A 19,008-nucleotide genomic window follows, 5' to 3' on the forward strand; every position below is an offset into this window, starting at 1 on the left:
AATGAATGAACGCATATTAATTGTTGAAGATGAAGCAATCACTGCACTTGACTTGAAGTATAGTTTGGAAGAACTTGGATATGAAGTTATAGATACAGTAGATACAGGTCAAGATGCAATTGATACTGCTGCAGAAACCATTCCTGATGTTGTATTAATGGATATAAAATTAAAAGGAGATATGGAAGGAATAGAAGCAGAAGAAGTAATTTCTGAACTAAGAATACCTATTGTTTATTTAACCGCGAACACAGATATTGACACTTTTGAAAAATCTAATGTGAAAGGATCATACGGATTTATTTCAAAGCCATATGACATTACCAAATTAGATAAAACATTGAAAATAACAATCAAAAGGTCACAAATGGAAGCAAAAAAAATAAACGATGCACAAGGGTTTAATGAATAGTAACTGATAAAATGAATTCTAACGAATTGAATGAAGTTACTTCACTTGCAAAATCCCATCCGGACATTTTAGTAATCAGTTCAGATAATGAATTGATTAACCAATTAAGAGAATATATTGAGGATTATGACTACAATTTTATAGGATCTGCAGATACCAAAGAGAAGATAAAAGATAAAATTGCAAGATTATCCCCCAATCTTGTTTTACTCGATTCTGAAATCGAAAATATTGATTTAATTAAATTAGCCAAAGATTTAGAAAAATATGATATCCCAGACATAGTCATCGTTGGAGAACGTTTCGATGATATGGTGGATAAAGTATTGATGATTACTCCATACGGATATTTATTTAAAGAAATCGATAAAGAAGAGTTACAGCGTGCAATGGCAGTAGCTATTAGAAAACATGAATTGAATAATCAAAAGATTGTTGAAGCCAAAACTAAAATTGATGAAAAAAATACGGAATTGTTAATTGAAAAGTCAGATTCCAGTTTTCTTTTAGTATTATGTGTTGCATTAATCATTATGGCAATTCTATCAAGAAATGCTACCTGGCTTCAATGGGTTTTACTTATTCCTACTGCAGCAATGTTAATTAATGGAATAGCCAGTATTAAAAAACCAGCAGAAGTAACATATGATTATGAAAAGCCATTTGTAAGCGTTTTTATACCTGCACACAACGAACAGGCAACAATTGAAATGACTGTTAGAAGCGTGTGTGAATCCGATTATTATGTTGATGGCAAACCTCATTTTGAAGTTATTGTTATAAATGACGGTTCAACTGACAGAACGGGCGCAATTCTACATGACATCAAAGAAGATTTGCCTCAATTAAAAATTGTTACAAGAAAACCTCCAGTATCAGGGAAAGGAAAAGGATTTGTACTTAACGATGCATTAACATTATCAAGAGGCGAAGTAATTGGTGTTTTTGATGCGGACACTAAAATATGTAAAGACTATCTTACTAAAATAGTTGCTTATGTGGCCGATCCCGCAATTGACGGCGTGCAGTCAAGAGTGAAAATGTATAACCGTGATGAAAATTTTTTAACGCGAATGCAACATGTCGAATTTGCAAGCTTTGGAAATACCCTAAGAGCCAAAGACAATTTGGGAAATACAGGATTTTTAGGAGGAAACGGCCAATTTGTTAGAAAGCAGTCAATAGTTGACTGTGGAAAATGGGACGGATTTGCTGTAACTGAAGACCTTAACCTGGCTGTAAAAATAATGCTTAGAGGTGGAAAAATAAGATACTGTGGTGAAGCAGCTGTTTATCAGGAAGCAATTACCCAATGGAAACCATTTTTCAGACAAAGAGTTAGGTGGGCAATCGGTAACTTTGAAACACTTTTCATATATTTGCCGCAAATCTTAAGGTCAAAAGTATCAATTCCTAAAAAATTCGGAATCATCGAACACATTTCATTTTACAGTTTCAATTTACTCATATTCTTTGGTTTTATCATAACCATTGCAAATGCAATATCCTGGCTTCTTTTACATGATGTGACCATTATAAGAATGGAAGCCCCATTCATTGTAGGTATTTTATCTGCAATTTCATTTTTCCCAGGAATAATGCTTGCATTATCCAGAGACAGTCCAGGAATTATAGAATTTATCAAAGATATTGTCAAATATTACATTTACTGTTTCCATTTAATTCCACTGTTTTTCATGACGATGGTTAGTATGATGACAAGAAAAGAGCGCAAATGGGCTAAAACTGAGCATAAGGGAGGACAAGATTAATGAGAAGACAAGACGTGATTCGTAGTATAATCTTAGCAATCATTATCATATTCCTTGCTGCAAACATTAATGGAATCAACAGTTTTTTAAGTGTTCAAACTGATAGGACAATTGATTTTGACCACAGCGTTACAGTAGTTCCTCAGGCATGGAACACAACAGAAGAATTAAATCAAACAAACCAATCCAAAACTCCACATGCAATTACAAATGAATATGTATATATTGACCATTGGGATGATTGGCCAGAAGACCATATCACATCAATATCGAATGAAAAATTCGCATCTATGGAAAATGGTGGTTTTGAAGTATTGAAAGTTGAAAATACTACACTCAGTGGCGTTCCAGTCTCTAAAGAATATTTCACCAATCCATCCAGAGACAATAATATTACATGGAGTCATATTGGAGTTAATTATGTTTTCCCTAAGGAAGATACCAATTATTCCATACAGGTTCATTACTTTACAAGTCATGACTATAACAACACTACATTTTTAAAAGAAGTTGATGACCGCATAGAAGATGATATGTCAAATATCCACAATAATCACTACAATGGATTTTTCTCAGGAATCAGAGGAATATACAATTTCTTTTCAAACATGATTAAACAAAAATAGCTATCATAATTTGATGGCTATTGCCATAACCATTAAAAATAATTAAATGAAATTTTAATTAAATCCATTATTTATTTAAAAAAATAAAAAAAGTTAAGACATCTATCTGTTGAAAGGATGATTTTCACACATAGGATCTTTTATAAGATTTCTTTTTTGATGATAAGTTAAATAATACATCATCCACTGATTAGACAACTCTTTCAAGATATCATCATTCAATCTTTCTGTAGGAGTAAAGAAATCCATTTCATTTCCTCCAACAGCAATTGCAACGTTTCCAAATTCAATTAAACAGAAGAAATCTGTACGGATATTATGAACATCAAATTCGGATTCTAAAGAAAAGTCTTTTTCTTTCTGATAATTATAAAAGAAAGTGTTTAAATATTCAAAATCCAAAAATTTTATTTTTTGATATTTAAAACAATTTCCTCCTGTAAAAAATGATTTTTATAATTGAAATTTGAAACAAAATCTATATCCCAAATATTATCATAAAAAACTGTGAAAAATGAATTTTTAGCAAATCGTACAGATAATGATAATACTTCATCATTTTTTGGATTGCCCAGCTCGACATCAATAAATTCCAAATAAATAGAATCGCCCGAAATCTCAATAGAAGCCAATTTAGCAAAATTACCAATAACATCTTCAATCAATCTTAAAGAATCATTTTTCATTCATAACACCTGTAAATAATTCATAAGCACCTTCAATTTCATATTCTGTATCTTCACTATATTTCTTATCCCACTTAAAGTTAATAATTTCAATAGGAGAATTGACAGTATTGTCCCAATTGACTTTAAATTTTGCATCAATTAACTTTTGATAAACTATTTCACCTATTTCCAAAGATTTATTTTCATCTCTTTGAAAATCACCGAAAGTTAATTTGAGAATATCCCTCTCAATAGCTTGTTCCACATCTTCAAATGTATAAAAGCAGAACCCTAAAGCAGAATATTTGTTGTTAATTAGATGAACATACAATTCGTAAATATCATCAACACCTTCTTTAAAGTCATATCCGCAGTTGTGTACACAAATGATTGCTTTTTCAGATAATTTTTTAAAGGTTTTCTCCAGAACAGAGAAATTATTGTTGTTAAAATCATTTGGAGAAATATCAAACTCAGAAAAATCAATTTCATATTCAATGAACTGATCTTCTAAAATTTCCAATATCTCATCTTGTGAAAAAAAACCAGATTTAGTTAATAAATCTATCATGTATTCTATTTCATCAACTAAATCCTGATTCATGCAATCACTCTTCTTCAAGTAACATTTGAATAGTTTTTACATTTCCTCTTTCAGTAAATCCGACAATTATGCGGCTTTCTCCCAAACATGCAATATCAAAATCATCATGATGTTTAATGCCATGGCCTTTAAGTTTAGTATAAGCATCAAAAGCTATTTTTGGATAAATATTGAAATTCTTTTGGAAAGTATAGAAAGTATCTTTAAATTTCTCGACACTATTGACTTCCGGAACATTGCCTTTTTCAATAGCTACAAATATATCCAATCCCTCTTCATTTACAGCATAATATGCATCGAAATCCAAGATTCCAACAGTTGCCATTGCCAATGTATGACAATCATTGAAATCCGCTTGGATTACAGAAGTGGAAAATTCTGGAATTCCCGCATCAATTCCTGCTTGTTTCATTTCGATGGCTGCCTTGATTAATTCATCACCGAAAATTTCTTCACTGTCCCAAGCCCAGGACCATTGTTTTAAATCCTCACGGTAGAATCCTAAAATCTGAATAGGCAATTTAATATCATCAAATATTAAAATACCATTCTCCAAATCTAAATCTCCTTCAACATCACCAATTAATTCTGATAAATTTTCTTGTTTATCTAGTGCCAAAGCACCATATTTTGATAAGACTACTTTAAATGAATCTCCTTCACGAATGACAACAGGTTCTTCAATAGTTTTCAAAGTCAATCACCTAAAATTCAAGTTTTGAAATTCTTTCCATTGCTTCTTTTGTATTTTCTAAAGTATTGAATGCAGTTAATCTTAAATATCCTTCACCACTTGGCCCGAATCCAGATCCTGGAGTACCAATTACGTTAGCCTCATTCAATAGAATATCAAAGAAGTCCCATGAATCCATATCATTAGGAGTTTTTACCCAAATGTAAGGGGAACTGATTCCTCCATAGACTTCAAGACCCATGTCAGTTAAACTTTCTCTGATTACTTTAGCGTTTTCCATATAATAATCAAGAACTTCTTTAATTTGAGCTTTACCATCTTCAGAATATGTTGCTTCAGCAGCTTTTTGAACAGGATATGACACTCCATTGAATTTTGTAGTTTGTCTTCTGTTCCATAATGGATTAACTTCAACTACATTGCCTTCGCCGTCATATGCCATCAATTCTTTAGGAACAACAGTGTATGCACAACGGGTTCCGGTAAATCCTGCGGTTTTTGAAAAACTCTTGAATTCAATAGCAACTTCACGAGCCCCTTCAATTTCATAAATTGAATGTGGAACATTATCCTCATGAATGAATGCTTCATAAGCCGCATCAAATAATATGATTACTTTATTTTCTTTTGCGTAATCAACAAATACTTTTAACTGGTCTTTAGTTAATGTAGTGCCTGTAGGGTTATTTGGGTAACATAAATAAATAATATCAACCGGTTCAGATGGCAATTCAGGAACAAAATCATTGTCAGCATTACATTTGAGGTAAGTTAATCCTTCATACATTCCATCATCACCCATTTCACCAGTTCTTCCAGCCATAACATTAGTATCAACATATACAGTATACACCGGATCGGTAACTGCAATTTTATTGTCTAATCCAAAAATTTCCTGGATGTTACCTGTGTCACATTTAGCACCATCGCTTATGAAAACTTCACTGGTATCCAATTCAATACCATATTTTTTGTAGTCATTTTCAATGATAGCTTCAGCTAAAAATCCGTAACCCTGTTCAGGACCGTATCCCATGAAAGTTTCTGCATCGGCCATTTCATCAACTGCAGATTTAAATGCATCAACAACAGCAGGAACTAAAGGTTTTGTTACATCACCAATTCCCATCTTAATAATATCTGCATCAGGATTAGCTTCTACAAATTCAGCTTCTCTCCTAGCCACTTCAACAAAAAGATAACTACTTTTTAATTTAAGATAATTTTCATTAATTTTAACAACCATAATCAAACCTCTAAAAAATTAAAAATTTAATATAATAATAATATAATTTTCAAAATATATAAAATAAATTGTTAAAAAAATTTTTGTTATATTTAGATTACCCTTTTCACAAATTGAATTCCAAATATAAAATGAGATATACAAAAATAACTTTTTTAAAAGAAAACAGAATAAATTTTTAAAAACAAAAGAATTTTTTTCAAATAACTTGATTTAATATAAAACTATATAATAAAGAATTTAGATAAATATATTATGATAAATTGAAAAATAGGAAGTAATATAAATGAATGAAACATTGATTCTAGTGTGGGTAGCAATACTGATAATAGGTATAATCGCTATAATAATTGTAAAAATGTATTTTAATGACAAAAAAGATGAAGAAATTGAATATTCGGATTTTACATCCACCCCATTGCAGGAAATAGTTTCCAAAAATGATAATGAAAATAAACATAAACAACGCACTAACCATATTACAAACTATTTTTCAAAAGAAGAAGAACCAGTCATTAGTCTTCGTAAAGAAGGAATACAACCAGATAAAGAATTCAATCCATATATTGTTCCAGAGAATAAAATACCAAATAGAAATATTAGTTATTCTTCCCAAAATCAGGTGTTAATTAATTATGATGACAATGTTCAAAAGTTCCAAGAACCAATAACCGATACCCAGAGAGATATTATGGCCAAAAATAATAAAGATGAAACCACAGATATTACTTTCAAAAAGACAACTGAAAGTAAACACGAACTTAAAGATTTATTTACAATTGATGAATTAATTAAAGAATCAAAAAGAAAAGATGACGAAAGGGAAAAAGAATCTCAAACCATAAAAAAAGAAGCTGAAGATAATAGTGATATTAAAGAAAGCATCAAGAAAAATAAAGAAGCTGAAGAATCTTCAGAAAATAAAGATATTACTGATATTAAAAGCAGCATTGAAAAAATGCATGAAATCGCTGCGGCAATCAAATCTACAGGCAGTGATGACTTAGCACCCCAATCAACAGCTTCTCAAAAAGATATTGCTGAAGCTATAAATACTGCTACCACAGAAAATGAAAAGGAAAAAGAAGAAATCCCTGAAATTTCTGAAACAAAATCCATAACTGATGCAGTAATCAAAAAAGATAGCGAAAAACCAAAAGAAGAAAGTACTGTTCAGGAAACACTCCAAATAGAAGAGGATGAGAAAAAAGTAGAAATAACTAAAGAAGCTAAACCTAAAGAAGAAAAAGCGGAAAAAATCAGTGATGCAATTCCTGAAAGTGAAAAAATCAAAACACCTCCTTTAAAAACACCAACTAAAGTGGAAGAAGACAGCATAAGCATTTTATCTGGTGCTGATGAAGATTATGAATTCGGTGCACCAATTGATTCATCAAACTTATTTGAAGATGAAAACGGTGAATTAAGCGATCTTGACTATAGAAAAGACTTAGCTAAAATTACAAATACAATTAAAAATTCAAGCATCGTAAAAGATATTCGCGAAAAATTAACTCCAGAATATGATGATATTGATGAACCTAATGAGGAATTCATCAGAAACGTGAATTCATATACTGAAGAAGCTAACGAATACTATGATGACTATGCACCAATCATAAATGAAACTCATGTTGATTATGTAGAACCAACAGAAGAAGAACAATTAAGACAAGAAAACACTCGGAAGGTATTCAATAATGCTAAAAATAATGTGGCTGAAGAAGTCAGTGCCCCAATCAAAGAAGAAAAAATTCCTACTCCAAAAGCAATACCTGAAAAGTCCAGTCTTAAAGTAGTTATCAACAATAATGAAGAAGTTCTTCGCAAGGGTGATGAAATCATATTTAACCACGAAGGAGAAACATATTCAAGTAAAGTCTACTCAATTAATGGAGATAACATTAAAGTAAAATACAGAAGACAAAACATTACCATTAAACCAAAAGACATTAAAAAAATCTATTAAATCTGTCATAATTATGACAGATTTTTTTATCATTTTTATATCTTAAAAAAAAGAGAATGACTAATCAGCCATCATTTAATTTATAACCTTCATCACACAAAAGATATTTAGCCTTTTTGATATCCATTGAACGAATGAAATTCAAATAAAAATCATCTAATTCTGCATCAGCATAAGGATAGACAAATTCAAATGAATATAAATTATTATCCTGAACATACATGAATTCATTTCTTCTAATCTGGCTTTCCTTAGTTGATATGGATGATATTATCATATAGTAGATATCATCATTAATAGCTATGAAATCTGCAGTTTGAACATCAATATTCGGATTGGCTTCCAACTGTTCTTCCATTGCATTTTTTATTTCCGGAAGACCGGCCATAGTGGGAGTAGTTGAAAATTTAATAGTCATTGGAATGTTCGGGTTGACCAATGATAATTCAACGAATTCCCCCTTATTAGGGATTGGATCAAAATCCTTTGGTGTTTGCAATGTAACAAATCCATTAGTGAAAAATGTCATCTGACCACCCTATTTGTGTGCATAGTAAAATATCAATTCATCATCTTTGATTTCATCCAAACGAGCGAATCCTACTCTTTCAAATTGAACAATGTCTCCAACTTTCAAATCACATAATGCAGATTCCCCAAGTCCTGTTTTAAGTGATGCATCGTCCATTACAATAGTAACTTTTACATTCTCTTCAACAGGAACCCATTGAATGATTCTGGCCTTCAAGTCTCTTGCATCTTCAAATGAAGTTGAATTATAGGTCACATCATCTCCTGAAATATCTACATTAACAGCATCCATCAATCGGAATATGCCATCACTGATATCATCTTTAGCCAAATAAGCTTTACCGTCAAATGGAAGCAATCTGTTTCCTCTGTCCAAATGGTCTGCATGAAGAGGCCTTTCAATTACGACTTCACCATCTTCATAATTTTTAACTTCAATTAGCTGAGGATCTTCAACAAAGAAATAACGATTAGCTATTGGTTCCAAAAGATTACGATTTAATCCATATATCTTTTTCCAGCTGATAGCTGAATCAGCCATTTTAACACCAATTTCTGTAATTAGATTGTAAATAGTTCTTGGATCGATTCCACGTCTTGCAACTGCCCTTAATGTTCCAAGTCTAGGATCATCCCAGCCGCTATAAGTTCCATTTTCAATACCTTCCAATGCTTTTGAAGTACTTAAAGCAATATCTTCCATTTTTAACCTACCATAATGAATGAATTCGGGCAAATCCCATCCCATATGGTCATAAAGGTATTTCTGTTTTTCACTGTTTGCCAAGTGGTCTTTTCCCCTTAAAACATGAGTCATTCCCATCAAGTGATCATCCACTGCTACAGAGAAATTCATCATTGGATATATTCTGTATTTATTACCTAATCTTGGATGGGTTTCATCAACAAGCCTCATTGCTACCCAATCGCGAATTGCAGGATTTTTATGATTTATATCTGTTTTTACTCTTAATACTGCATCTCCAGCATCCATTGTATCAAATTTATCCCATAATTCCAAATTTTCTTCAACTGAATTATCTCTGCATGGACATGCTTTACAATTGTCTTTAAGTTCTTTGAATGTAGCACCGTCACAGGTACACATGTAAGCTGCACCTTTTTCTATTAATTGACGAGCATAATCATAATAAATTTCAAATCTGTCAGATTGATAAATTATTTCATCAGGATTGATTCCCAACCATTTCAAATCCTGAGGAATCATCTCATAAGCATCTTCATAAACTCTTTTAGGATCAGTGTCTTCAATTCTTAAAATCAATTTACCATCATGTCTTTTCACATATTCAGCATTTGGAACTGCAGCTCTTGAGTGGCCAATATGGAGTGGTCCACTTGGATTTGGAGCAAAACGTAATACAATATTTTCATGAGTTCCAGGAAGCTCCTGAAGTCCTACTTCCTTAACTTGTTTTTTCTCTTGGACTTCCACATGATATTTTTCCATTTCACTTGCCTGCTCTTCTGCAGATAAATTATTAACTTTTGCTACAATTTTACCTGCAAGAGGTCCTATTTCTTTTGCTCTACTTCTTAGTTCAGGTTCATTTGCCATTATAGAACCCATAACAGCACCAGGATTTGCACTTCCTTTATGTTTAGCTGCATTTAACAAAGCATGTTTATATACAATTTCTTCTAAATCATTCATTTAATCATCACAATTCTAAATTTTAATAAAAATAAGATTAATATATAATTAGATATGATTTTCTTGTTAAAAATAGTTAATGTTTTTTAAAAATATATATTAATTTAAAAAACAAAAATGAAATAGAGTAGTTATTAAAAAAATGGAGTTGCATAAAAAATATAGGTCGATAAAATGAGTGATGCTGTAGAACAAGCAAAACTATACATTCAAGATGAAAACTATAAAGAAGCTCTTAAAATAGCAAAGAAAAGACATTCCAAAGATGATATCGAAGAATATATGACTATTTTGGATTTACTGATTGATGAGGATTACTTACTTGCATTAGAAGAAAAAGGCATGTATTATCAGTATTATGATGAAACCCATGACAATGGAGATTATGGGGAAAAGTACTTTGATGAATATCTTAAAAAGCAACCTCGCTCCATTAATGCATTATGTGATAAGGCAATGTCAAGATTCAATAAGAATAAAGTTGATGAAGCATTGGAATATATGGATAAGGCTGAAGAAAAGTATAAATCTTATTCTCCAATAGAAAAACCACGTATTTCTAAAAAAGAAATTAAAATGAGTAAAATCGAACTCCTGATTCAAGCAAAACGCTATGAAGAGGCATTAACTAATCTGAATAATTATGAAAATACATATGGTGGAGATACAAAATCTGATTTATATAAAGGTCAGATGCTTCAGAAAAATGGTGAAAACAATAAGGCACTTGAATATCTTGAAAGATCACTTCAAAACGAAGATACTGTAATTGGATATAATTCAAAGGCAGATGCATTATATGAACTTGGAGAATACAAAGAAGCTTTAAAAAACTATAATCACTGCATAGAATATGAAAGTAAAATTGATGATTTGGAATTATTAACAAATTTCAATTATAAATCTGCATTCTGTTGCGTAAAACTTAAAGACGAATCCGAAGCAATAAAATATTTGAATAAAACAATCAACATGCTGAATAAACATGGCAGACTTCCAAAGGATTTGGAGCAGATTTATCAGAAATGTTCTTTTGAAAAGGAAAGAATAATGAAAACTGGCGAAGTAAAAGACCGCGAATTTAGAAAAACCAGATTTTTTTCAGCAAGAACATCAATCATAATATTAATAATTATTCTTATAATGTATGTAATATTGAAAATGAATGGTTATTAAAATGAGACTTGGAAAAACAAATTTAGAAGTTAATAAAAATGGATTTGGAGCACTTCCAATCCAAAGAAGAAATATGGATGATTCAGTTGAAATTCTATTACACGCTTATGAAAATGGCATTGATTTCTATGACACAGCCCATTTTTATACAGACAGTGAAGCCAAACTAGGCAAAGCATTTGAAGATGTGCGTGAAAACATTTACCTTGCAAGCAAAGGGGCTGCTGAAGAGGTGGATGAATTCTGGAAGCAACTGGAAACTTCCCTAAAAAGTATGAAAACAGACTATCTTGATTTATATCAATTCCACAATATTTCATTTTGTCCAAAAGGTGATGATGACCTGTATAAAGCCATGTTGGAAGCTAAAGAAGAGGGATTAATAAAACATATTGGCATTACAACACATAAAATCACATTCGCTCATGAAGCTATTGAATCAGGACTCTACGAAACATTGCAATATCCATTCTCATACCTAAGCGGAAAGCAGGAAATTAACTTGGTAAATAAATGTAAAGAGTTTGATGTTGGTTTTATAGCTATGAAAGCAATGGGTGGAGGATTAATAACAAATTCAAAAGCATCCTATGCATACATGAATCAATTTGACAATGTTCTTCCAATATGGGGCATACAAAAGCTAGAGGAGCTTAATGAATTTTTATCATATGATGAAAACACCATATTAAATGATGAATTGAAAAAAGCCATCACAAAAGATAAAAAGGAACTTGGTGAAGACTTCTGCAGAGGGTGCGGATACTGTATGCCATGTCCGCAGGATATTAACATAAGCATGTGTGCAAGAATGTCGCTATGGATTAGAAGATTTCCGGCAGAACCTTACTTAACTGAAGAATATCTGGAAATAATGGAAAATACAAACGAATGTATTGAATGTTATGCATGTGTGGATAACTGCCCATATGAACTGGACATTCCACGTCTGCTTAAAGAAAACTATGAAGACTATCAAAATGTATTAGATGGAAAAACCAAGGTGTAAACATGAAGCAATGCATTGAAAATCCAAATGAATTGAAATGGGATGAATTTTGGGAAAATGAATTAAAACAAAAGGAAGACCGTGGAAAAGATTGGGATAAGGCAGCCGTATCTTTTCATAAAAGAGCCAAAAAAGATGACTATCATGAATTATTATTTTCAAAATTGATTATAGATGAAAATGACAGCGTGCTTGATTTGGGTTGTGGAGAAGGCTCAATTACATTACCCTTAGCTAAAAAAGCAAAAAGTGTTACTGGTGTCGACTCATCACCTAAAATGCTTGAATTATTAAATCAAAGAGCACAGGAAAGAGGCATTGAAAATGTAAAAACCATTTTAAAACCTCTAGAAGACATTACTTATGAAGACGTTGGTGCTCATGATATTGTACTAGCTTCAAGATCACTTAATGGAATAATCCCAATCAAAGAAACCCTGAAAACCATTGATAGAATAGCCACCAAATATGTATTCATTACGCTCTTTGGTCCTGAAAACTGGAAAATTGAGGGAGAATTTAATGAATACATTGGACGTGAAAACAAGCATTTTCCAGGACACAATTACCTATTCAACATACTATTTAATATGGGAATCTATGCAAATGTTGAAAGATTGGACATTAAGGCATATAGGGAATATGACAATATCGAAGAGGCAATGGACAACGGTAAATTCCGCCTTGATTTATTGAATGATGAAGAAAAAGACAAGCTAAAAGAATACCTTGAAAAAATTTTAACCAAAAATCCTAAAACCGGAAAACTATATAACAAAAAAGACAAGGCAGACTGGATTTTGATTTGGTGGAAAAAGGATTAAAAATATGGAAATGTTTTAAACACACATATAAATCAATTAAGGTAGTTTTTCAAACCCCGAGATTTATAACTAGAAATATCGAATCTAAAAACTCCTATTCAGGCATAATAGGTTAAAAAACAATTTTCACAATACAAAACATTAAAAACAGTTTATACTACATACAAAAAAAATAGCTAATATGTTAATTATAGAAAAAAGTAAAAAAATACTATAGATTAAATCTATAGCATTTTAAAGTCCTTAATTTGATTTAATCATGGTTAAAATCATTTTATATGGACTGTTTACTGCTTGAAGTGCATGGGGTTCATTTGCAGGCATAATTATTATTTCACCTTTTTTGACAGTATTTTTAACGCCAGAAATTGTAATTTCTGCTTCACCATCAATAATTTGAACCATTGCATCAAAAGGAGCAGAGTGTTCTGATAATCCTTGACCTTGATCAAATGCAAAGAAAGTGACTGTGCCTAACTCTTTTTTGATTACTTCACGACTTACTACAGTATCATCCTGGTATTCAACTAATTTTTCTATATCTAACGCTTTTGCTTTAATATCATCACTCATCATTCTCATCCCATAATCTGTTTAATATCTACTAAAGCATTACCAGATATTGGAGTGAGATTATAGTTTTCAACTAAAACGTTGATGATATCATCATTACACCATGCAGGGAGGACTGGTCCAATCCACATGTCAGTTTTTCCAAGGTATAATAAAGCCCATAAAACTGCTGCTGCTTTTTGTTCCATCCAACTTAATACAATTGTTAATGGCAATTCATTTAATTCCATTTCGAATAGGTCACATAAAGCTAATGCTACATCTACTGCTACAATTGTATCATTACATTGACCAACATCCAATAATCTTGGTATTCCTTCAATATCTCCTAAATCCAAATCATTGAATTTGTATTTTCCACAGGCTAATGTTAAGATAACAGTGTCTTCAGGTAAGTTTTGTACAAATTCTCTGTAGTAGTTGTTGTGTTTTGCTGCTTTATCACATCCACCGACAACGAAGAATCTGGATATTTTGCCGTCCAATACCAATTCTTTAATTTTTTCTGCATGTTCAACAATAGCTCCTGCACTCCAACCAGTAGTGATTGTAGTTAATTCTTCCGGTTCTAATGATCCTAAGGATTTTGCACATTCAATTACTTCTGAAAAGTCATAATCTTCTACAGTTTTTACTCCTTCTAATTTAGCTACATCCATAGTGAACATTCTTTCTTTGTAGGAGTCTAATGCTGGAAGTACACAGTTACTGGTTCCAACGATAGCTGCATTGTATTTAGCGAAGATTGTTCTTTGATCATGCCATGCTCCACCCAATTGTCCTGCTAAGTTTTCATATTTGTTTAATCCAGGGTAACCATGAGCAGGTAACATTTCAGAGTGAGTGTAAACTTTAATGTCGGTACCTTCCACTTGTTTTAATAATTCTTCTAATGCTTTTAAATCGTGACCGGTTACAATAATTGCAGGTCCTTCCTGTGCACCTACTTTTACTTCAACAGGTTGTGGTTCTCCATATGCTTCAATGTGTGCATCTTTGAGTAATCTCATTACATCTACACTTACTTTTCCTGCTTCTAAAGCAAGAGCAACTAAATCTTCAACATCGAAGTTAACATTGGTTAAGGTTGTGTATAAACCTTTGGTTAAGAATTCATCGATTTCAGGGTTTTTCTTACCTAAAACATTTGCATTGTAATTGTATGCACTAATACCTTTCATAGTAAAGATTAAATTATCCTGTAATCTTGCTACAGTTGGTTTTTTACCACATACTCCACTTACAGTACATCCAGTTCCCTTTGCGGTTTGGGAACATTGATAACAAAACATATCTAATCCATCTGCCATATTATTACCTCAAATTAATTTTATAATATATTGTTTAAATTGAAAGGTATATAAAGATTTTGTAACTTTTCAAGGGTTAAAAGTAGAAAACTTAAATAATATAATAAAAATATAATAAAACATGAATGATGATGTACATTTACTGAAAGGGATAGGCTTAACAATGTATGAAGCTCAGGCATATGTAACACTCACCGCATTAATATCAGCAACAGCTGTAGACATATCAGAAAAATCAAACATTCCTCGAAGCAAAATATATGATGTGCTGAAGAAGTTAAATGAAAAAAATTATATAGAAATAGAGGACGGAAGACCATTAATATATACCGTCAAATCTCCTGTTGAAGTGCTCACAAGAGAAAAGGAAAGACTTGACCGGAGCATTGAAGATTCAATTACTCGATTGACAAACATTTATGAAAACGGAATCAGTCAGGTTCAGGCACCAATATGGAGAATATACGGTGTTGAAAAAATCATCAATAAGGAACTTGAAATTATCCAACGAGCCAAAAAATCCATAAATATGAGGATTGGCTTTTTATTTAAAAATGAAGCAAAAATGCTTTTAAAGGAATTTAAAAAAAGAAATGATTTGGATATAAAAATATTGGCTTCACAAACATGTTACATTGACAATGAAGAATTCAATATAGTGAAATTCTTTAAAGAAAATGAAATTAATGTGCAAAAGGCAGATATTCCATTTGTGAAATTAGTAATTGCTGATTCAAAGGAAATGATGCACACATATTCCAAATTCACACAAGAAACGCGTGATGTGATTCCAGAAACTGCAATAGGAATCTGGAACCAATATGACGATATAGCAAGAAACTATAATGAGAGATTTGAAAACCAATTTAAAAAAATAAGTAAAAAAGCCAAAAATCAAAAAAAGAAATAAAAACTAATGCAATGAAAGTTCACCAAATAATATATTTTTGATTTTTGACTTACTAAATGAGAGATTAACCTCTAATAATACTATTAACCTCATCATTTATAAATCAAACAGTTATTTTATAGATAAATATTGCCTTAACTGAGTAAAAATTATTACAATTTCATTAAAAGTAACCTTTTGAAATAAAAATTGCTAAAAAGAGGTTATATTGTCTGAAATCAAATAAAAACTCTTAAATACTTCAAACAACTAAGTATAATATGGCAATAGAAAATATTGCCACAGACAAAAACTTCAATTATGAAAAATCCTATAGTAATGCTTGGCTATATAAAATCATCATAAACATAAAGTACAAAACAAAAAAACTTTAACTTGTATCCTCCCCCAAAAGCATTACTTATTGTGAATGATATACTCCATTGAAAAAAAACAAGTTAAAGAAAAAGGGGCTTTTTTAAGCCCCTACTATTTTTCAAATCTTTCGTGGAAATCAATGAAAAATTCAAGTAAATTATTATCAAGACGCTTAATGGATCTTGAAGCAATATTTGACGGAACATCCCAATATGCAGAGGCAATACTTCCAGCAATGGCCGCCTGCGTATCTGCATCACCACCCAAAGATACTGCATTTCTGACTGTATCCTCAAAATCATCAGCTTCCAGAAAACAGATTATTGATTCAGGAACTGATCCCCTACAGGACACATCAAAATCATAATGAGGCCTAATGTCATCAAGTTTCCTGTTCAAGTCATATCCGTAATTACTTTCAACATGTTTTTTAATTTTATTTTTACTTTTGCCTATTTTAGCTAAAAATATGGCGTCATTAGTTGCTAAAGCTCCTTTTATACCTTCAGGATGGTCATGGGTAACAATAGCTGACATGCGAGCAAGCTTTTGTGACTCCTCAAGTGAATCGGCAACCCATGCAACAGGACTGACTCTCATCGCAGACCCGTTTGCCCAACTTCCATATGGTTTAGGATTGTCCTGAGTCAGCCATTTTTTAAACATTCCACCATAACCTGCATGAGGATACTTTAAACCAAAAGCCTTAATTTCAGAAACTAAAACATCCATAGATGATTTGTCTTTCATTAACCATGAAGCAATTGCCAATGTCATTACAGTATCATCAGTAAATGTCGAATAGCCATTATATAACCTAAAGTCTTTAGTTTTAATGGGTCTGAACTCACGACTTGAACCTATTATATCTCCACAAATTGCACCTATTATACCTTTCATAATCAATAATTATATCAAAAAATTAATTTAAATATATTGAAAAATAAAATGATTATTATGAAACAAAAGCAAATTTTAATCATTTTAATTGTTTTAATTATAGCCATACTTGCTTGTTTAACAGCATATATATTTGTTAATTCAAATACTGGTGATTATACTACCCTCAGAATAAGCAATAGCTGTACTATAGAAGTTCCAAATGAAAACAACACAATGGAACATATGAACGGTGGTGTTTCCAAGTATTCATTTAAATCAGGAAATTTAAATATCACTCATCAGAAATCTGCAAACAATAGTGAAATTAAATCAATTTATGAAGAACAAATTAAAAATTCGAAAAAAATTGAAGATAATATTTATCATGATGAAACAAGCGGCACATATTCAATATTCATTGAAAACCAAAATACTGGAGATGCCATACTGATTACATCAAGCAATTTGGATTTATTAAAAAAAGTATCAGGCAGCGTGAAATTTAAAAAAGCAAATAACCTGAATATGAATAGCAACAATACTACAGACAATTCAACTTCAACCTCAGAAGGTGATGTTTCAGGAGATAATGCTCCTTCCGAAACAAATACTCAGCAATCCCAATCCCAACAAAGCTATAATCAAAACAGCAATAATCAAAATATTAATACACCATCACAGGACAATACAAATAACCAGGAAAGTGAAAAGCAAGAATCAAAATATCCATCATTAATTGAATATTAAAAAAAATAAAAAAATAGAAAGAACTTATGAATGTCTTTCTAATACAAAATCAGCAATGTCGGAAAGTACTTGTTTACTTGAAGAATCAGGTAATATTTCAAGTACTTCTTTTGCTTGGTCTACGGAATCTTGTGCAAGATTTCTTGCATATTCAATTGCACCGCATTTTGTTAAAATTTCAATAGCTAAATCTATATCTGCTTGTGAATTATTTTCATCTTTTAAAATTTCCAATAATTTTTCAGAATCATCACCTGCAGAAGAAAGACCATTGATTGCAATGATGGTCATTTTACCCTTTCCGATGTCTGATCCAATTGGTTTACCCAATGTTTCCTCATCACTGGCAAGGTCAAGATAATCATCCTGGATTTGGAAAGCAAGACCAATTAGTCTTCCATATTCATACATTGCATCAATCACTTCATCAGAAGCTCCTCCCATGATAGCTCCAACTTTTGTAGCGGCAGCAATTAATGCACCAGTTTTTTTGAAAATCATTTCCATGTATTCATCTTCAGTTACATCAAAACGATTTTCGAATCCCATATCAAGAGCTTGACCCTCACAGATTTTAACACATGCATCGGCAACAGCAGCTAATGCATTATTAATTTGTGCATGAGATGTTAATTCCTTATCAGAATTGATGATAATTTCAAATGCTTTTGAAAATAATGTATCACCTGCTAAAATTGCAACGTCTTCACCCCAGACTTTATGAACTGAAGGCATTCCTCTTCTCATGTCATCGTCATCCATGATATCATCATGAATTAATGAAAATGTATGAATAAGTTCTATTGCAGAACCTGCCTTAAGTGCATTTTCTTTTTGGCCTCCAACAGCTTCAGCAGTTATTAAAGATAAAGCCGGCCTAAGCATTTTACCGCCAGCTTTAGTTAAATAAATTGATGCTTCTTGAAGGTTATTTGGAGTAATAACATCTAATTCATCTTCTATTGTGCCAATAATATCAGATGAATAACTACCTAAAATTTCTTTAACATCACTCATATTATC

At 31.6% G+C, this 19,008-nt stretch carries 20 protein-coding genes; 9 read left to right on the plus strand and 11 right to left on the minus strand.

All coding sequences use genetic code 11. The features are described 5' to 3' along the window. The first annotated feature begins 1 nt into the window (after position 1). Genes SM9_RS07895 through SM9_RS07905 form a run of 3 tightly spaced genes read left to right on the plus strand, consistent with a single transcriptional unit; the run spans position 2 to position 2,810 of the window. Positions 2–412 carry a response regulator gene (locus SM9_RS07895; RefSeq protein ID WP_058739625.1) on the plus strand — a complete coding sequence of 137 codons (411 nt, stop codon included), beginning with the start codon at positions 2–4 and terminating at the stop codon, positions 410–412. Positions 413–423: 11 nt separating this feature from the next. Further along, positions 424–2,184: a glycosyltransferase gene (locus tag SM9_RS11735; protein ID WP_083495886.1), complete on the plus strand. Its 1,761-nt coding sequence runs from the start codon at positions 424–426 to the stop codon at positions 2,182–2,184. Continuing rightward, positions 2,184–2,810 (plus strand): hypothetical protein, encoded by a 627-nt coding sequence (locus SM9_RS07905; protein WP_058739626.1) that lies wholly within the window; start codon positions 2,184–2,186, stop codon positions 2,808–2,810. The genes SM9_RS11735 and SM9_RS07905 overlap by 1 nt, the downstream gene beginning before the upstream one ends. 102 nt (positions 2,811–2,912) lie before the next feature. Here SM9_RS07905 and SM9_RS12420 read toward each other — a convergent pair whose 3' ends face one another. The 5 genes from SM9_RS12420 to SM9_RS07925 are packed head-to-tail and all read right to left on the minus strand — an operon-like array spanning position 2,913 to position 6,022. After that, positions 2,913–3,212, minus strand: a complete 300-nt coding sequence (locus tag SM9_RS12420; RefSeq protein ID WP_232299113.1) for a hypothetical protein — start codon at positions 3,210–3,212, stop codon at positions 2,913–2,915. A 5-nt stretch (positions 3,213–3,217) separates the two neighbouring features. After that, positions 3,218–3,496: a hypothetical protein gene (locus SM9_RS12425; protein WP_232299114.1), complete on the minus strand. Its 279-nt coding sequence runs from the start codon at positions 3,494–3,496 to the stop codon at positions 3,218–3,220. After that, positions 3,486–4,082 (minus strand): DUF6891 domain-containing protein, encoded by a 597-nt coding sequence (locus SM9_RS07915; RefSeq protein WP_058739627.1) that lies wholly within the window; start codon positions 4,080–4,082, stop codon positions 3,486–3,488. Before SM9_RS07915 ends, SM9_RS12425 begins: the two co-directional genes overlap by 11 nt. 4 nt (positions 4,083–4,086) lie before the next feature. After that, the gene (locus tag SM9_RS07920; RefSeq protein WP_058739628.1) at positions 4,087–4,776 is read right to left on the minus strand and encodes a DUF6882 domain-containing protein; all 690 of its coding nucleotides are present in this window, start codon (positions 4,774–4,776) and stop codon (positions 4,087–4,089) included. 10 nt (positions 4,777–4,786) lie between these two features. Next, the gene (locus SM9_RS07925) at positions 4,787–6,022 is read right to left on the minus strand and encodes an LL-diaminopimelate aminotransferase (RefSeq protein WP_058739629.1); all 1,236 of its coding nucleotides are present in this window, start codon (positions 6,020–6,022) and stop codon (positions 4,787–4,789) included. A gap of 286 nt (positions 6,023–6,308) precedes the next feature. Here SM9_RS07925 and SM9_RS07930 point away from each other — a divergent pair, with 286 nt between their 5' ends. Further along, positions 6,309–7,991, plus strand: coding sequence for a hypothetical protein (locus tag SM9_RS07930; protein ID WP_058739630.1), 1,683 nt, complete (start codon positions 6,309–6,311; stop codon positions 7,989–7,991). A gap of 64 nt (positions 7,992–8,055) precedes the next feature. Here the strand turns inward: SM9_RS07930 and SM9_RS07935 are convergent, their stop codons facing one another. Both SM9_RS07935 and SM9_RS07940 read right to left on the minus strand, forming a co-directional pair. After that, positions 8,056–8,520 (minus strand): hypothetical protein, encoded by a 465-nt coding sequence (locus SM9_RS07935; protein WP_058739631.1) that lies wholly within the window; start codon positions 8,518–8,520, stop codon positions 8,056–8,058. 9 nt (positions 8,521–8,529) lie between these two features. After that, positions 8,530–10,197, minus strand: coding sequence for a glutamate--tRNA ligase (locus SM9_RS07940; protein WP_058739632.1), 1,668 nt, complete (start codon positions 10,195–10,197; stop codon positions 8,530–8,532). A gap of 174 nt (positions 10,198–10,371) precedes the next feature. On the opposite strand from SM9_RS07940, the gene SM9_RS07945 reads away from it, so the two are divergent. Genes SM9_RS07945 through SM9_RS07955 form a run of 3 tightly spaced genes read left to right on the plus strand, consistent with a single transcriptional unit; the run spans position 10,372 to position 13,206 of the window. Next, positions 10,372–11,373 (plus strand): tetratricopeptide repeat protein, encoded by a 1,002-nt coding sequence (locus SM9_RS07945; RefSeq protein WP_058739633.1) that lies wholly within the window; start codon positions 10,372–10,374, stop codon positions 11,371–11,373. Next, on the plus strand, positions 11,363–12,382 hold the full coding sequence (locus tag SM9_RS07950; protein ID WP_157064715.1) for an aldo/keto reductase: 1,020 nt from the start codon (positions 11,363–11,365) through the stop codon (positions 12,380–12,382). The genes SM9_RS07945 and SM9_RS07950 overlap by 11 nt, the downstream gene beginning before the upstream one ends. Positions 12,383–12,384: 2 nt before the next feature. Further along, entirely contained in the window at positions 12,385–13,206 is an 822-nt protein-coding gene (locus tag SM9_RS07955; RefSeq protein ID WP_058739635.1) for a class I SAM-dependent methyltransferase, read from the plus strand. A 243-nt stretch (positions 13,207–13,449) separates the two neighbouring features. Here the strand turns inward: SM9_RS07955 and SM9_RS07960 are convergent, their stop codons facing one another. Beyond that, positions 13,450–13,779, minus strand: coding sequence for a cupin domain-containing protein (locus SM9_RS07960; protein WP_058740335.1), 330 nt, complete (start codon positions 13,777–13,779; stop codon positions 13,450–13,452). A gap of 5 nt (positions 13,780–13,784) precedes the next feature. Beyond that, positions 13,785–15,089 (minus strand): hydroxylamine reductase, encoded by a 1,305-nt coding sequence (gene hcp / locus SM9_RS07965; protein WP_058739636.1) that lies wholly within the window; start codon positions 15,087–15,089, stop codon positions 13,785–13,787. 121 nt (positions 15,090–15,210) lie between these two features. On the opposite strand from hcp, the gene SM9_RS07970 reads away from it, so the two are divergent. Further along, positions 15,211–15,999 carry a TrmB family transcriptional regulator gene (locus tag SM9_RS07970; RefSeq protein ID WP_058739637.1) on the plus strand — a complete coding sequence of 263 codons (789 nt, stop codon included), beginning with the start codon at positions 15,211–15,213 and terminating at the stop codon, positions 15,997–15,999. A 468-nt stretch (positions 16,000–16,467) separates the two neighbouring features. Here SM9_RS07970 and SM9_RS07975 read toward each other — a convergent pair whose 3' ends face one another. Further along, complete coding sequence (locus tag SM9_RS07975) at positions 16,468–17,256, minus strand: ADP-ribosylglycohydrolase family protein (RefSeq protein WP_157064716.1); 789 nt, start codon at positions 17,254–17,256, stop codon at positions 16,468–16,470. A gap of 57 nt (positions 17,257–17,313) precedes the next feature. Here SM9_RS07975 and SM9_RS07980 point away from each other — a divergent pair, with 57 nt between their 5' ends. Further along, positions 17,314–17,985 (plus strand): hypothetical protein, encoded by a 672-nt coding sequence (locus tag SM9_RS07980; RefSeq protein WP_058739638.1) that lies wholly within the window; start codon positions 17,314–17,316, stop codon positions 17,983–17,985. A gap of 24 nt (positions 17,986–18,009) precedes the next feature. Here the strand turns inward: SM9_RS07980 and idsA are convergent, their stop codons facing one another. Then, a complete protein-coding gene (gene idsA, locus SM9_RS07985; RefSeq protein WP_058739639.1) occupies positions 18,010–19,002 on the minus strand; it encodes a short chain isoprenyl diphosphate synthase IdsA in 993 nt (330 codons plus the stop codon). Positions 19,003–19,008: the final 6 nt, after the last annotated feature.

This window comes from Methanobrevibacter millerae, from assembly GCF_001477655.1.
Lineage (GTDB): Archaea > Methanobacteriota > Methanobacteria > Methanobacteriales > Methanobacteriaceae > Methanocatella > Methanocatella millerae_A.

Coding starts and splice junctions, on each gene's coding strand:
- SM9_RS07960 (WP_058740335.1), bottom strand. CDS start 13,779: ATGAGTGATGATATTAAAGCAAAAGCGTTAGATATAGAAAAATTAGTT.
- SM9_RS07915 (WP_058739627.1), bottom strand. CDS start 4,082: ATGAATCAGGATTTAGTTGATGAAATAGAATACATGATAGATTTATTA.
- SM9_RS07930 (WP_058739630.1), top strand. CDS start 6,309: ATGAATGAAACATTGATTCTAGTGTGGGTAGCAATACTGATAATAGGT.
- SM9_RS07970 (WP_058739637.1), top strand. CDS start 15,211: ATGAATGATGATGTACATTTACTGAAAGGGATAGGCTTAACAATGTAT.
- SM9_RS07955 (WP_058739635.1), top strand. CDS start 12,385: ATGAAGCAATGCATTGAAAATCCAAATGAATTGAAATGGGATGAATTT.
- SM9_RS07895 (WP_058739625.1), top strand. CDS start 2: ATGAATGAACGCATATTAATTGTTGAAGATGAAGCAATCACTGCACTT.
- hcp (WP_058739636.1), bottom strand. CDS start 15,089: ATGGCAGATGGATTAGATATGTTTTGTTATCAATGTTCCCAAACCGCA.
- SM9_RS07905 (WP_058739626.1), top strand. CDS start 2,184: ATGAGAAGACAAGACGTGATTCGTAGTATAATCTTAGCAATCATTATC.
- SM9_RS12425 (WP_232299114.1), bottom strand. CDS start 3,496: ATGAAAAATGATTCTTTAAGATTGATTGAAGATGTTATTGGTAATTTT.
- SM9_RS07935 (WP_058739631.1), bottom strand. CDS start 8,520: ATGACATTTTTCACTAATGGATTTGTTACATTGCAAACACCAAAGGAT.
- idsA (WP_058739639.1), bottom strand. CDS start 19,002: ATGAGTGATGTTAAAGAAATTTTAGGTAGTTATTCATCTGATATTATT.
- SM9_RS07950 (WP_157064715.1), top strand. CDS start 11,363: ATGGTTATTAAAATGAGACTTGGAAAAACAAATTTAGAAGTTAATAAA.
- SM9_RS07975 (WP_157064716.1), bottom strand. CDS start 17,256: ATGAAAGGTATAATAGGTGCAATTTGTGGAGATATAATAGGTTCAAGT.
- SM9_RS11735 (WP_083495886.1), top strand. CDS start 424: ATGAATTCTAACGAATTGAATGAAGTTACTTCACTTGCAAAATCCCAT.
- SM9_RS07940 (WP_058739632.1), bottom strand. CDS start 10,197: ATGAATGATTTAGAAGAAATTGTATATAAACATGCTTTGTTAAATGCA.
- SM9_RS07945 (WP_058739633.1), top strand. CDS start 10,372: ATGAGTGATGCTGTAGAACAAGCAAAACTATACATTCAAGATGAAAAC.
- SM9_RS07980 (WP_058739638.1), top strand. CDS start 17,314: ATGAAACAAAAGCAAATTTTAATCATTTTAATTGTTTTAATTATAGCC.
- SM9_RS07925 (WP_058739629.1), bottom strand. CDS start 6,022: ATGGTTGTTAAAATTAATGAAAATTATCTTAAATTAAAAAGTAGTTAT.